17 protein-coding genes are annotated in these 14,172 nt (G+C 54.3%); 10 read left to right on the forward strand and 7 right to left on the reverse strand.

Translation table 11 applies throughout. The features are described 5' to 3' along the window. The first annotated feature begins 187 nt into the window (after positions 1-187). Positions 188-1,048, forward strand: coding sequence for a formyltetrahydrofolate deformylase (gene purU, locus ACN0YD_RS11910; RefSeq protein WP_417320038.1), 861 nt, complete (start codon positions 188-190; stop codon positions 1,046-1,048). Positions 1,049-1,098: 50 nt separating this feature from the next. Continuing rightward, on the forward strand, positions 1,099-1,950 hold the full coding sequence (folD, locus tag ACN0YD_RS11915; RefSeq protein WP_417320040.1) for a bifunctional methylenetetrahydrofolate dehydrogenase/methenyltetrahydrofolate cyclohydrolase FolD: 852 nt from the start codon (positions 1,099-1,101) through the stop codon (positions 1,948-1,950). On the opposite strand, the gene ACN0YD_RS11920 is transcribed toward folD, so the two are convergent. Next, complete coding sequence (locus ACN0YD_RS11920) at positions 1,951-2,715, reverse strand: GntR family transcriptional regulator (protein WP_417320042.1); 765 nt, start codon at positions 2,713-2,715, stop codon at positions 1,951-1,953. A 265-nt stretch (positions 2,716-2,980) separates the two neighbouring features. Here ACN0YD_RS11920 and ACN0YD_RS11925 point away from each other — a divergent pair, with 265 nt between their 5' ends. From ACN0YD_RS11925 to ACN0YD_RS11940, 4 genes are all read left to right on the forward strand, one after another. Continuing rightward, positions 2,981-3,436, forward strand: coding sequence for a hypothetical protein (locus ACN0YD_RS11925; RefSeq protein ID WP_417320044.1), 456 nt, complete (start codon positions 2,981-2,983; stop codon positions 3,434-3,436). A gap of 149 nt (positions 3,437-3,585) precedes the next feature. Continuing rightward, positions 3,586-4,386, forward strand: a complete 801-nt coding sequence (locus ACN0YD_RS11930) for an enoyl-CoA hydratase/isomerase family protein (protein ID WP_417320045.1) — start codon at positions 3,586-3,588, stop codon at positions 4,384-4,386. A 52-nt stretch (positions 4,387-4,438) separates the two neighbouring features. Beyond that, positions 4,439-5,662: a CaiB/BaiF CoA transferase family protein gene (locus tag ACN0YD_RS11935; RefSeq protein WP_417320215.1), complete on the forward strand. Its 1,224-nt coding sequence runs from the start codon at positions 4,439-4,441 to the stop codon at positions 5,660-5,662. Positions 5,663-5,753: 91 nt separating this feature from the next. After that, positions 5,754-7,127 (forward strand): erythromycin esterase family protein, encoded by a 1,374-nt coding sequence (locus tag ACN0YD_RS11940; RefSeq protein WP_417320047.1) that lies wholly within the window; start codon positions 5,754-5,756, stop codon positions 7,125-7,127. 89 nt (positions 7,128-7,216) lie between these two features. Here the strand turns inward: ACN0YD_RS11940 and ACN0YD_RS11945 are convergent, their stop codons facing one another. The 5 genes from ACN0YD_RS11945 to ACN0YD_RS11965 all read right to left on the reverse strand — a co-directional run bounded on the left by ACN0YD_RS11945 (position 7,217) and on the right by ACN0YD_RS11965 (position 9,660). After that, positions 7,217-7,396, reverse strand: a complete 180-nt coding sequence (locus tag ACN0YD_RS11945) for a DUF1328 domain-containing protein (protein ID WP_417320049.1) — start codon at positions 7,394-7,396, stop codon at positions 7,217-7,219. 82 nt (positions 7,397-7,478) lie between these two features. After that, positions 7,479-7,610: an entericidin A/B family lipoprotein gene (locus ACN0YD_RS11950; protein ID WP_417320051.1), complete on the reverse strand. Its 132-nt coding sequence runs from the start codon at positions 7,608-7,610 to the stop codon at positions 7,479-7,481. 116 nt (positions 7,611-7,726) lie between these two features. Continuing rightward, positions 7,727-8,749, reverse strand: a complete 1,023-nt coding sequence (locus tag ACN0YD_RS11955; RefSeq protein ID WP_417320053.1) for an AI-2E family transporter — start codon at positions 8,747-8,749, stop codon at positions 7,727-7,729. Between the two features lie 48 nt (positions 8,750-8,797). After that, positions 8,798-9,352 carry a hypothetical protein gene (locus ACN0YD_RS11960; protein WP_417320055.1) on the reverse strand — a complete coding sequence of 185 codons (555 nt, stop codon included), beginning with the start codon at positions 9,350-9,352 and terminating at the stop codon, positions 8,798-8,800. Continuing rightward, positions 9,352-9,660 (reverse strand): DUF883 family protein, encoded by a 309-nt coding sequence (locus tag ACN0YD_RS11965; RefSeq protein WP_417320057.1) that lies wholly within the window; start codon positions 9,658-9,660, stop codon positions 9,352-9,354. The genes ACN0YD_RS11960 and ACN0YD_RS11965 overlap by 1 nt, the downstream gene beginning before the upstream one ends. A gap of 362 nt (positions 9,661-10,022) precedes the next feature. Here ACN0YD_RS11965 and ACN0YD_RS11970 point away from each other — a divergent pair, with 362 nt between their 5' ends. The 4 genes from ACN0YD_RS11970 (at position 10,023) to ACN0YD_RS11985 (ending at position 13,379) form a co-directional block, all read left to right on the forward strand. Then, complete coding sequence (locus ACN0YD_RS11970; protein WP_417320059.1) at positions 10,023-10,526, forward strand: Dps family protein; 504 nt, start codon at positions 10,023-10,025, stop codon at positions 10,524-10,526. Between the two features lie 62 nt (positions 10,527-10,588). Next, complete coding sequence (locus tag ACN0YD_RS11975; protein ID WP_417320061.1) at positions 10,589-10,783, forward strand: hypothetical protein; 195 nt, start codon at positions 10,589-10,591, stop codon at positions 10,781-10,783. Between the two features lie 17 nt (positions 10,784-10,800). Further along, positions 10,801-12,999, forward strand: a complete 2,199-nt coding sequence (locus ACN0YD_RS11980; RefSeq protein WP_417320063.1) for an ATP-binding protein — start codon at positions 10,801-10,803, stop codon at positions 12,997-12,999. Next, a complete protein-coding gene (locus ACN0YD_RS11985; RefSeq protein ID WP_417320065.1) occupies positions 12,996-13,379 on the forward strand; it encodes a response regulator transcription factor in 384 nt (127 codons plus the stop codon). The genes ACN0YD_RS11980 and ACN0YD_RS11985 overlap by 4 nt, the downstream gene beginning before the upstream one ends. Before the next feature lie 93 nt (positions 13,380-13,472). Here ACN0YD_RS11985 and ACN0YD_RS11990 read toward each other — a convergent pair whose 3' ends face one another. Next, complete coding sequence (locus ACN0YD_RS11990; protein WP_417320067.1) at positions 13,473-14,171, reverse strand: response regulator; 699 nt, start codon at positions 14,169-14,171, stop codon at positions 13,473-13,475. Position 14,172: the final 1 nt, after the last annotated feature.

Raw genomic sequence — 14,172 nt, forward strand, 5'->3', positions numbered from 1 at the left:
ATACACGCAATTCATATTGCATGCAAGATTTATTTTTGCTAGAGGTATTTCAGCTTATTTTACGGTTTATGGGCATTTTTTTTATTTTTTTGTATGCAAAAATACATTTTCTGGCATATAAGACCGGATATAAGTACAAAGAAACCAACACGCCCAACAGGGATCGCTCGTACAGGAGAACAAAGCCATGGATAACGCCTATATTCTGACCGTTTCATGTGATGACCAGCCGGGACTGGTAGCCAAGGTAAGCGGCCTTCTTTTTGAGCACGGCGCAAACGTACTGGATGCCCAGCATTTTCGGGACGGCGATACCAACCGCTTCTTTATGCGAATCGTTTATGACATTGCAGAAAACAGTGGCAAGGCAGACGCCCTGAAAAACGATTTCGGCCCGCTGGCGGAAAAATTCGGCATGACATGGCATATCCACAACAGGGCGGAAAAAAGAAAAGTCCTGCTTCTGGTTTCCAAGTTCGATCATTGTCTGGGCGATCTTCTTTATCGTAACCGGATCGGTGAACTGAATATGGATGTGGTGGGCATTGTCTCCAACCATCCCAAGGAAGTGCTGAACCTTACCCTGCTGGGCAATATCCCCTATTTTCATTTCCCCATTACCAAGGACACCAAACCGCAGCAGGAAGGACAGATCAAGAAAGTGATCGAGGATACAGGCGCCGAACTGGTGGTGCTGGCCCGCTATATGCAGATCCTGTCCGATGACTTCTCAGCCTACCTTTCCGGCCGGTGTATCAATATCCACCATTCCTTCCTGCCCGGCTTCAAGGGCGCCAAACCCTATCACCAGGCTTACGATCGCGGCGTGAAAATGATTGGTGCCACAGCCCACTATGTGACCGCCGACCTGGATGAAGGCCCGATCATCGTCCAGGATGTGGAGCCCATCAGCCACCGCGATACCCCGGACGATCTGGTCCGCAAGGGCCGCGATATCGAACGCCGGGTTCTGGCCCGGGCCGTTCAATATCACCTGGAAGACCGGGTCCTGACAAATGGCAGCAAGACGGTGGTTTTCCGCGACTGATCCAACAGCATAAATCAGGGGCAGCCCTTCGCGCCTCCGGGAGTTAGAAATTGGCTAAAATTATTGACGGTAAAAAAGTCGCCGCGACCATTCGCGACGACTGCACGACACGTGTTGACAAGTTGCAACAAGCCGGGGTCACCCCTGGCCTTGCGGTTATTCTGGTAGGAAATGACCCCGCCTCGGCAGTCTATGTCAGAAACAAGATCAAGGCTTGCGAAGCTGTTGGCATCAAATCGTTCAGCTATCATCATGATGTGGACATCACCACCGACGAGCTTGTCGCCCTGATCGAAAAGCTGAACCAGGATCCGGAAGTACACGGCATTCTGGTGCAGCTTCCGCTGCCCAAACATATTGATATGGAGCGAGTGCTGGAAACCATCTCTGTTGAGAAAGATGTGGATGGTTTCCATCTCTATAATGTGGGCGGCCTTGTGGTTGGCAAGATGATTTTTTCCCCCTGCACCCCATATGGTGTGATGAAAATGCTGGAAAGCGAGAACATCCCGGTAGAAGGCCAGAATGTGGTCATTGTCGGGGCCAGCAACATCGTCGGCAAACCCATGGCCCTGATGCTGATGGCCAATGACGCCACTGTTGCCGTCTGCCATGCCAAGACCCGGGACCTGGCCCAGTTCACCATACTGGCGGATATCCTGATTGTCGCTGCGGGTGTGCCCAATCTCATCCTGCCGCAGATGGTGAAAACCGGCGCCGTGGTTATTGACGTGGGCATCAACCGCCTTCCTGACGGCTCTCTCCGCGGTGATGTGGACTTTGAAGGGGTTTCGAAAAAAGCTTCCTACATCACGCCGGTTCCCGGCGGTGTAGGACCGATGACCGTCACCATGCTTCTGGTCAACACCATTGAATCAGCAGAAAGACGCCTCAGGAAATAATCAGTCGCCCTGACCCTTGCTGCTGGTCTGGTCCCCCAAATCCAGCAGCGACGCGCCGGGAATACGTTCCAGCAGATTTATGCGGCTCAATGCGCGGGAGAATATCTTCAGTGCAAGCTGGGCATGTTCACGCCCCAGCGCCTCGGCCCGCAGTCCCTGGCCCTTCTCAATAGCGTCCAGAATATCGGCATGCTGGAACTGACCAAACCTGAGCAGTTCGATATGTTCCTTTGAATCCCCGCCCGTAAACGCAAAGGCATTGGGGCCGGCAAAGGGGAGCGAGGAGACATGACCGAAAGACCTGCGCAACATGGCGCTGTCTGAAAGGCCCAGGAGCAGCCGGTGAAACTCCGCATTAAGTTCCATATAGCGTTCCACCAGAACAGTCCGGTCTTCCAGTTCAATAATCCCGTCCAGCTTCCTTGTCACCTCCCGCAGGGGCTCCAGCTCTTCATCGGACGGCCGGCGTTCGGCGGCCCGGCGCGCCGCCATACCTTCAAGAAATCCCCTGATTTCTATGGCGTCATGGACATCCTGAATGGTGAACTGACGCACCGTAAAGCCGCCCCGCGGCAGGGTACGCAAAAATCCTTCATGCTCGAGAATGGTCAGGGCCAGGCGCACCGGTGTGCGGGAAATATCCAGCTTGTCCACCACGGCCAGTTCGGAAACGCGCTGACCCACGGCAAATTCGCCTGCAAGAATTAGCTCACGCAGTTTCTGCAAAGCCTGGACCTGTTGGGGAGAACGCGGCGTGACCTTCATTTCGATCCCGAACGGTGCGGATTATAATTGTAACTCGAACTCATGGTGATGTCCTGACCTCTGTGTAATTGATTAAATCTTTTATGTTTTTCCGGCACAGTGCCGACATGAACGGCAATCAGAAACCATGTATGCATTATGCTTTGAGCGAGCCTGATCAGTCAACGGGAAATATCCCCACCCGCAGAAATATCAGGATGTTAGAACATGGTTTCCCGCCACCACCCGTATAATTTTTATTCCGTCATTCAGGAGAACAGAAAACATGATTATTTTTCAGTCTCGCACCGGCCCAAGGACTTTTCCCCATCACCTTTCCCTTCTGCTTTCTGTCCTGATATGGCTTGCTCCTGCCATGTCCCCCGCAAACGCTGAACAGCGTCAATGGACAGAGGAACAGGCGCAGGCATTCATGGAGCGCATGGAAGCCACCAGGGCGCGTCTCGATCTCAGCCCGGCCCAGGAGGAGGAGCTCGGACATATATTGCGGACAAGTTATCAGGAACGCCTTCAGGTCCTGCAAAAATACGGCTTTTCCCGTGGCGTACGGCCAGACCTGAAAATGCGGGAAAAAATCAGTTTGGGCCGGGACATGAAAAAAATTCGCGAGAAAACCGAGGGACTGGTCGGGGAAATCCTGTCCGAAGGACAAATGCGGGAATTCAGAAAAATACAGGATGAAAACCGCGACCGCTTCCGCGAACAAATGAAAAACAGATAGGCTCGCCAGTCCTCCCGCCCACATAATTTAAGACGGATATGACAAATATTTTGTCCTTGGCCTCTTCCAGTGCTATCACCTGCAGGTAGAAAAGATAGAATTCTGCCGCCGGACAGCACGCGATCCGGCCAGTAAACGGAGGCCCGAAAATGACCGACAACAACAGCCCTGAAAATGATGTTGTGCTGACGGAGGAAAAGGACGGCGATATCCTGCTGATCACCCTGAACCGGCCGAAAGCGCGAAATGCCCTGAACCTGGCTGTGTGGGAACAGCTGGATGCAGCGCTTCGTCTGGCCGAACGCCCAACCCCTCCGCGGGCCGTTATCCTGACTGGTGCAGAAAATTTCTTCAGCGCCGGGGGCGACCTGAAAAGCACGCCGGCCATGGGCGAAGGCGCCCTTGCCCCGGCAGCACGGCTTGAAATCGGCCAGAAAATCATCCGTCGCCTGCACGACCTGCCCATTCCGGTAATTGCCGCAGTTGAAGGCGGAGCATATGGCATCGGCTGGAGCCTGGCGCTCGCCTGCGACTTGATTATATCCGCCGAAAATGCCCGATATTGCGCCCCGTTCCTCAGCCTCGGGCTGGTGCCGGACGGCGGCTGCGTCTGGTTCCTTCGCCGCAAGCTGGGGGCCTACCAGGCCTCGGAAATCATCCTGTCCGAACGGGTTGTTGAAGCAGCTGAGGCCATGGAGTTGGGTTTGACAAGCAAACTGGTGCCAGCGGGAGAAACTGTACAGATAGCCCTCGATATGGCGAACGGTTTTGCCAAAGGCAATCGCCATTCGGTGGAGCTGACCAAACGGCTGATGCGGGATGCGGACACCAGCGACCTCGCTGGAAGCCACGCTCTTGAACTGGCCTTATGCAATATCTGCCAGACCGGACCGGAAGTGGCCCGCATGCGGGCGGAACGTGCTGCAAAGAAAAAAGATAAAGGAAAATAATCCCTTTCTCGGAGATCTGATCAAACGCACATAACAACAGAGGTAATCAAGTATCATGCGTGCTCTGGATGACATCATCGTTCTGGATCTGAGCCGGGTTCTGGCCGGTCCGTGGGCAACACAGACCCTGGCCGATCTCGGCGCCCGGGTCATCAAGGTGGAAAAACCCGGCGAAGGGGACGATACCCGCGGCTGGGGTCCACCCTTTGTCACCGATCCGGAAACCGGGGCGCCGGGCGATGCGGCCTATTATCTCTGCGCCAATCGCGGCAAGGATTCCGTGACCGTCAATATTTCCACACCGGAAGGACAGGATATCATCCGCGAACTTGCCAAAAAGGCGGATGTACTGGTGGAGAACTACAAACTCGGCGGCCTGAAGAAATACGGACTGGACTATGAAAGCCTGAAAGAAGTCAATCCGCAGCTGGTCTATTGCTCCATCACCGGCTTCGGCCAGACCGGCCCCTATGCGCCGCGGGCCGGATATGACTTCATGATCCAGGCCATGGGCGGCATGATGAGCGTGACCGGCGAAAGGGATGACCTGCCGGGCGGCGGCCCCCAGAAAGCCGGGGTCGCCATGGCCGATATCGGCACGGGACTTTATGCCGCCATCGCCGTCCTCGGCGCCCTGCATCAGCGCCAGCGCACCGGTCGCGGCCAGCATATCGACATGGCCCTGCTGGACAGCCAGGTCTTCAATATGGCCAACCAGGCCCTGAGCTATCTGGTCAGCGGCACCTCCCCCGTCCGTCTCGGCAATGGTCATTCGGCAATCGTGCCCTATCAGGCCTTCCCCACAAAGACCGGCCATATGGTCATCGCTGTGGGCAACGACAATCAGTTCCGCAAACTGGTCACAGTGCTGGGCAATCCGGCGCTGGCCGATGACCCCCGCTTCAAAACCAATGCCGACCGGGTCGGCAACCGCGAAACACTTGTGTCGCTGATCGAGGAAATGACACGCAAGGTGTCAAGCGGGGAACTCTATGACCTGCTGGAAGGTGTGTCAGTACCCTGCGGCCCGATCAACACACTGGAAGACGTCTTCCAGGATCCCCAGGTTATCGCCCGGGGACTGCGCAAGGATCTGCCGCACGCAACTTACGGCACTGTGCCCGGGGTCGCCAGCCCGCTGCGCCTGTCCGATTCACCGGTCAGTTATGACAAGGCGCCACCCCGGCTGGGGGAAAATACTGACGAGATACTGCAAGATATACTGGGCCTTGACGGGAAGACCCTTCGCACCCTTCGGGACAAAGGCGCGATCTGACCGGCAGGCTCCTGCAGTATTGACACACGTCATATCCTGAAGCCGGAAAAAAGGTTATACTGTCCCCTCATTTCCTGAAATGAGGTGCAATATGTCCATTCCGACGCCCGACCAGGCCCTCATAGGGGCTCTGGAAAAATACGCCCGCCCTCTTGGCGGTGGATTGCAGGATTATGACGAGATCATTGATGCGGCCCGCAACCACCATTACGTCCTGATTGGCGAAGCCTCGCACGGTACCAAGGAATTCTATCGCGCCCGGGCGGAAATCACGGAACGGCTGATTTCCGAGAGGTCTTTTGACGCCGTGGCCGTGGAGGCCGACTGGCCCGACGCTTTCCGCATCAATCGCTATGTGTCCCAGATGGGGAACGACCAATCCGCCGACCAGGCGCTGGCCGATTTCGAACGCTTTCCCACCTGGATGTGGCGTAACCGGGAGTTGGAGCATTTTGTCCACTGGCTGCACGACTATAACCAGAGGTATATTTCCGCCAACCCGGACCAGGCCCGGCGGACAAGACCTGTGGGTTTCTACGGCCTTGATCTCTATAGCATGAATACTTCCATTCATGCGGTCATCGACTATCTGGACCAGGTTGACCCCGAACAGGCCAGGCATGCGCGAGAGCGTTACGGATGCCTTTATCACTTTATGGATAATCCACAGTCCTACGGCTATGCCATACGCAAGGGGATGGCGGACTCCTGCGAAGACGACATCGTCCGGCAACTGCTGGACCTGCGCGATAAATCCATCACCTATCTGGAACGGGACGGCTTTGCCGCCAGGGAAGAATATTACAGCAGTCTGCGCAATGCTGAACTGGTCAAAAGCGCCGAGGAATATTACCGGGCCCTCTATCGCGGGCACCCCAACACCTGGAATTTGCGGGATCAGCATATGTTCGATACTCTCGACAGTCTGTCCCGCCATTTATCCGACCAGTTGGGCCGACAGGCAAAAATCGTGGTCTGGGCCCATAATTCCCATGTGGGCAATGCCGGGGCCACGGAAATGGGCCGGCGGGGCGAATTCAACATTGGTCAGCTTGCCCGGGAACATTATGGCCAGGAAGCACTTCTGGTTGGCCTTTCCACCTGTCGCGGCACCGTCACGGCGGCTTCCGACTGGGATGAACCTGCAGAAACAAAAACCGTTCTGCCCCCCATCGCCGGAAGCTATGAGGAACTGTTCCATCATGTGAACCACAAGAAATTCCTGCTCAACCTGCGGGAAGACGGCCCAGTAGCTGACGGTTTGATGCAACCCCGGCTACAGCGCGCCATTGGTGTGATCTACCGTCCGCAGACCGAGCGCCAGAGCCACTATTTCGAGAGCACATTACCGGAACAGTTCGACTTCATGATTCATTATGACGAAACGGAAGCGGTGGAGCCCCTGCCAACCACCATGCATGCCCACAAGGGGGAACTGGACGAGACTTATCCCACCGGCATATAGCCCTGTTTTCTTCTGCCGAAGGAATATCAAAACCCCCGCTGACAAACTCAGCGGGGGTTTTCCGGATATGGCCTGTTGATTGTCAGTGCTTATAATCGCGGGCCGGCGCGGGCATCAAGGGCGCCAAAGATCAGGGCCAGAACCAGCAGGGCCACAAAGACAAAGAAAATGAACTGAGCGATTTCAGCGGAAGCGGCAGCGATACCCCCAAAACCAAACAGGGCGGCGACAATCGCTACAATAAAAAACATAAGGGCCAAACGTAACATATCTATTCTCCTATTCCAGATTGAGAAAATTCAGGGAGCCGGCGGTCAGTAGAACGCCCAGCCCCGGTCCGGACCATTCCGGTTAGTTGGCGACGTCCTGGGTTCCCTCACCAACAGATTCGATGTCCTTGCCAAGCCCTTCCACGGTGCTGCAGGCGGCAGTGCCGAACAAAAAGGCCGCAATGACGGCAGTAAATTTCAGTTTCGAAAACATCCAGTTCTCCTCTCGTGAGTTTCGAGGCGTTCATCGCCTGTATTCAAAGCCTATTCATTCTGTCCTCAGGGATCGATACCCGCTCACGGGCAAAGATATAAAGGCGGCATAAAGGGCTACGCCAGACTGGTTCCCTCCCCCTCGGACAGCAGGCAGGCAATGGCCCGCGTGGAAGGAAACTGGTAGCAGGTGATCATGAAAATATGGGTCAGCGGGACAGCCAGGAAGGCACCGGGCACACCCCAGAGAAAGCCCCAGAAGGCAATGCTGAGCAGAATGACCACCGGTGACATGGACAGGAATTTTCCCTGAAAATGGGGATCAATAACATTGCCCATGATAAACTGGATTATGGCCATGCCGGAAAACACCAGCAGCACCTGGTCCGGGTCGGTAAACTGCAGAAAAGCCATCAGGGTCGGCGGCAACAGCATGAACATGGATCCCAAGACCGGAATAAAATTCATCACAAAAGCCATCAGTCCCCACAACAGGGCAAAATCCAGGCCCACCGCCCAACAGAAAAGGGTTGTCATCGCCGCCGCAAAAAATCCGATCAGGGTCATGACGATCATATATTTCTGGAAAGATGTGGCTGCTTCTTCTGCGGCATCAAGCCACTTGTTGCCGTTCCTTTCGCCAAGGCAGTTCTTGAGCTTGTCTTCCCAATAGACCATCTCGGGAAGGCCGAGCAGCACGAGGCCCGTGATCAGGACCCAATGACCGAGCGAGGAGTAGAAAACATCCATTACCGGCGCGAAAATGCCCTGCAACTGGTCTGCCTGGACTTCATCCGGTACCGGCAGCCCCGCATCATCCATGAACTCCCTGCCCTGTTTGATAAGGGCGAGTATTTGTTCCTGATATCCGGAAATCTGGCCTGTAAACTGGGAGATGGCCAGATAGACCACACCGCCAAAGGCCGCAAGAATGGCGCCCAGCGCGGCATAGGATAACACATGACTGACATGCTTGGGAAAAACCGACTTCAGAAGATTGTTGATGGGCCAGGCAACTGTAATCATGAACAGCGCAACCACCAGAGGCATGAGCACGGGCTTGAGCCAGTGCACCACCAGAAAAGCGACAACAATGCAGATCAGTCCAAGATAGGTATTTCTTTGTTCGGCGTAATTCATTCTCTGTCTCCCGCCTTTTATCACCATCCTAATTGACGGTTTTCGACATCAGCGCCTGGAATCAGGTTGATGAAAACTTGTAAATGTGGCTCGTTCCGTCACATCGGGCGGCAATTCGCCATTGTTTTCAAGTTCACTTGTTTTTTCACGGTGGCTGTCCTGAAGAAAACCTTCCAGAAAGGCCGCCAGTAGTTCCTGTGGCTCCAGATCCGCACCGGCAAGCAATGAGTTCCCACCCTTGTCCCGGTCAGACTCTTTTGTCCGGTTTGGTTTCGGGAAAAAACCGATCCGGCGACGGGTTTCCTCCACACGCCTAAACGCCCGGTCCGCAATGAGGGTGGCAATAACCGCCATCAGGATCAAAAGACCGAGACTAATGGACAGAGCCACTGCCATGGTCAGCCCCTGTGTGACCAGAAAACGGTAAAAACCGAAACAGGCCAGCAGGAGACCGGCGGAAATGAGAACTCCCGTCACAATGGTGAACAGAAACCCCTTCCGGGTGTGACGGAAAATGTCGTCCAGGGCGGACGCTTCGGGAAGCGCCTGCCCCAGGACGGCAAGTGCCAGCCTTTTGAGTAATTCTGACACTTCAGCGGACATTACTTCCTCCGCAGCAGCGTGGCGATCAGAAGCCCGCCGGTAAAAGCTGCAGCGGTCGTCGCAAAAGGATGCGCCTTGACAGTGGTTTCACATTTGTCACGCACGTCCTCGTACCGCTCTTTCTTGTCGGTGATGAAATCCCGGACATTCTCGCCGGCGCGGCTGGCCATGGCCTGCAGTTCGTCACGGGTCACATGGAACCGGCCGTGACCGTTGGAGGCCTTATCCTTGGCCTGCTCTGCCAGAATTTCCTTCAGTTCGGCGAAATCCTTCTTCAGTGTCTTCAGTTCTTTTTCAACAGCAGTCATTGCTATCTCCTTTACATTTAATGATTGGCTTTCAGCCTGTCCCGGCCAGATCTGGATCCTGAAGCGACCCGTCTTCGTGCCCGGCGACTGGGTTAAATTTGTCAGAAACGTCATCAGATCGCGATTGGCAGCAGGATCCTTTCTCATCAATTTCCCATAAAAATTATTATATTTCAGATAGTTAATTAAATATTCCAGAGCAAATTTATCCTCTCTTTATTTTTGTCCCCCCTTCTCCCTACAGCGATCTGAGATGGAAAAAGGATAGGGTTATTTCATCAGATGCCGCGGGACTTCCCTGCGGAACCGGTCGGATAACCCGGCCCGATTAAAATTGAACCACGTTGGAAAGGAGACAAAGAATGACCAACACAACCCTGAAAATGGTTGACGACAAGGATGTGAATATCGGTGTTCAGAAGAAAAACCGCCTCAAGGTTGCCGAAGCACTTTCCGGCTGTCTTGCTTCAACCTACTCCCTTTATATGAAAACCCTGTTCTATCACTGGAACGTGACAGGTCCCCAGTTCCGCGATCTTCACAAGATGTTCGAGGAGCAGTACCAGGAGCTCCATTCCGCCGGCGACGAGATTGCCGAGAGAATTCGGGCACTGGGTCATTTTGCCCCCGGTACATACAGTGAATACAGCAAACTTTCCGATGTGGAGGAAGACAAGGAACTCCCGTCCTCTTCAGGAGAAATGCTGAGCAATCTTCTCAAAGCCCACGAAACCTGTTCCGCCCGGGCCCGCAAGGTCCTGAAAGTGGCAGAAGATGCAGAAGACGAGGTAACCGCAGACATGATGGTGGAACGCATGTCCATCCATGATGAAGCCGCCTGGATGCTGCGCGCCACACTTGAATAATCCGGCAGCCAATTGCTGCCCTGTACCTGATTAAATAATATTTTGAAACAAGGAGACTAAAAATGACTGCTTTGACCAATGTACTGAAACGTAAAAAAATTCTGATGAGCGCCCTGTTTGCCGGACTGGTTATGCCGCTGGCGGCCTGTGACCGCGACGACGATCTTGGCGACAAGCTTGAAGAAGCCGGCGACGAGGTTACAGATAGCGTCGAAGACGCCGGTGACGAAATCGAAGACGCTGTCGACGACAAATAAGTGCATTCCGGACCATAATGTCCGGTCGATATCGCCTCAGAAAACGGCTGGATGACTTTTCCAGCCGTTTTTTGTTCTTCCTTATGGAAAATTTATACGCCCCTGTTTACCATTGTTCGGAAGAGGACCCGACAGTGCCGCATAGCAAGAAAAAGACCATATTGGTGTGCATAGACGATCACCCCAAGACCTTCACCCTCCTGAAAGAGGCCGCCAACCAGGCCCGGGAAGCGGGATGCAGGTGGTCAGTGCTGCATGTGACAACCCCTGATGACAGCCTTAGCCCCCGGGACAGAAAAGAAACTCTTATGAGCTTCATTACAGCGGCCCAGCATATGGGAGCGGACATTTTTGAAGTGGAGAACGCCAGCGTGCGGCTGGGTATTACCGGGTTTATCCTGGATGCCCTGCGGGAAGGCCGGGAGATTAACAGGGTTATTGTTGGCTATAGCGCGAAGGAGGGGCTGTTCACCGGCTTCAGGACACCGCTTGCGGAACATCTTGCCCGGGATCTCCGGGATCGCTGTGTTGTACAGATTGTCCCTCTTTCCGGGACGAACTATGAAACAACCTGGCGGGAACGCCTCCGGCTGCCCCAGATCAGCCTGAAAAACATCTTGTATGCCGTTATCGCCACCTTTCTAGCCTATCTTGGCGCAGAAGCCATATTGTCTTTCGTACCGACCATCGAGCGGCAGTTGAACACCTATAATGTGGCGCTTCTTTTTCTGATGGCCAGCAGCATTACCGCCCTCAGACAAGGGCTGATTGCCGGACTCCTGTCAGCCATCATCGGCTTTATGATCATCAACTATGAATATATCCGTCCCTTCCACTCCTTTTCCATAAACAGCTCGGCCGATGGTATCGGCATGATCCTCTTCCTGACCTCCGCCATCATTATGTCCATATTGGGTGGCGTCAGCCGGGCCCAGAGTACCGCCGGCCTGCAAAGGGAGAAACGCAGTGAGGCGCTCTTTAGAATTCACCGGTTGAGCAGCGATGCGGAAAACAGGGAACAAGCGCTCAAAATAATCATGAACGAGCTGGACGATTTGCTACATATGGAAGTCGCCTTCTTCTTCCCGCCCCCCCTGTCTGATGAAATATCGGAGGAAAGCTTCCCGGTTCCAATCCATCTTGATGATAAGGACAGGGAGTCTCTGGAAAGCTGTTGGGAACATCTGCAAAGCACCGGGTTCGGCACCTTCTACAAGTTTGACACCGCCTGGCGATTTGAACCCCTGGTTACCCCCAAGGGACCACTGGGTGTGATGGGCGTGAAAATTCCTCTCAAACTGCGTTTCGATACTTCTTTCGGTCGGTTGCTCACGGCCCTGGCAGACCAGGTTGCCGCCATTCTCGAACGCATTGAACTGACGAAAATGATGAGCGACAGCCGCATCCGGGAGGAACGGGAGAAGCTGCGCGCCCTTTTGTTGTCCAGCGTTTCCCACGACCTCAAAACACCGCTTGCCTCTGTCATCGGCGCCCTAAGTGTTTACCAGCGGATCAGGGATGCGGGTCGTCTGAAGCCGGAGCAGGCCGACGAATTGATTGAAACCGCGCTTGACGAGGCGCAGAGGCTGGACAGTTTTATTTCCAATATTCTGGACATGACCCGGATCGAAAGCGGTGAAATCACCTTTGACAGAGACTGGCACAATCCGGCTGACATTCTGAATTCAGTCACAAAAAGGCTGCGCCAAAGGTTGAGAAGACATAAATTGTCCGTCCAGACCCCCGAAAATTCCATGATGGTGCATGTGGATTTATTGATGACCGAGCAGGTCCTGCAGAATATTATCGACAATGCGGTCAAATATTCCCCTGAAGGCGGGGACATTATTGTGGAATACGGCGCCGAGGAGAAAAACTTCTTTTTCCGGATCAGGGACTTTGGCCCCGGTATCCCGGAAGACAAACAGGAAGCCATATTCGACAAATACGAGCGCCTGCGCATGTCGGACAGCCAGGTTGCCGGCACGGGGCTCGGGCTCGCCATTTGCAAGGCCATCATGGAAAAACAGGATGGATGGATCAGTGTCGGAAACCATGAACAGGGTGGCGCGGAATTTACCCTCTGGTTCCCGGATATGAAACCCGACGCAGAAAACAGCATATTTGAATACACCGAATACCCGGACAAAAATGACACAAAAGGTGCCGGAGCTGACGGAAATAGGGGAGTACAGGAAAGGAGTAATGAGTTATGAGTTTAACAGGCCTGAATGTTGTCGCCATTGACGACACCTCCTCTATTCGCACTTTTTTGCGGATTTCGCTGAAAACCCTTGGCGCAGACTTCCATGAGGCCTCGACAGCCGAGGAAGGGCTGGAGCTTTGCAAAAGCGTCTCTCCGGATCTTGTGGTCCTTGATCTGGGGCTTCCTGACCGGGACGGTCTGGATATCCTGCCTGAAATCAAGGCAACGGGGGAGAAGAGCCCCACCGTTGTTGTCCTGACTGTCCGCAAGGAGCATGAGGCCCGCGCGGAGGCCTACCGCAAGGGGGCAGACGCCTATCTGACAAAACCCTTTATGATGGATGACCTTCTGGAGGTCATAGAGGAAAAATTCAATAGGCCGATCAAATAATGATACCGGAAATCAAACGCACGTCCGTCGTATCAGAAGCTTCCTTCCCATAGCCAGGGGATCATCAGGCTTTGTCATGATGGACCAGTAGCGCTAGTCGTCCATCACGATCATACGGTAGCCGATACCGGGCTCGGTCACGATATAGGTGGGATCTTTGGGATCAGGTTCGACTTTTTCACGGATCTGGCTCACATAAACCCTGAGATACTGCATGTCGTCGCCATGAGCGGGCCCCCAGACATCCAGCAATATCTGGCGATGAGTGAGCATCTTGTCCCGGTTGACCATGAAATAGCGCAGCAGGTCATATTCCTTCGGGGTAAAGAAGGTTTCCTCCCCGTCAAGCAGCACCTGATGCCGGACCAGGTCCATGCGAACCCGCCCATTGACCAGATCCGGCTCACCCGCTTCCTGGGTTGCAGATTTGCGCAGGCTGGCCTCGATACGGGCAATCAGCACATCGGGGTTGAATGGCTTGGTGACATAATCGTCGGCGCCGCGCCCCAGGGCATCAATGACTTCCTTGTCCAGGTCGCGCACGGAACAGACCAGGATCGGCACCTGGGACCACTCCCGGATCATATCGATGACTTCCTTGCCGTCCATATCCGGCAAGCCCAGGTCGAGAAGGATCAGCTCGGGCTTGACCGATGCCGCCATGCGGATCGCCTGTTGCCCATTGTCCGTCTCTTCGGTTTTATAGCCTTCGGATTCAAGAGTGATACGCAGAAGCTTCCGGATCTGCGGTTCATCATCAACAATCAGGATGGTGTTTTTCTTTTGCTTCATG

This window comes from Emcibacter sp. (assembly GCF_048269205.1).
GTDB lineage: Bacteria > Pseudomonadota > Alphaproteobacteria > Sphingomonadales > Emcibacteraceae > Emcibacter.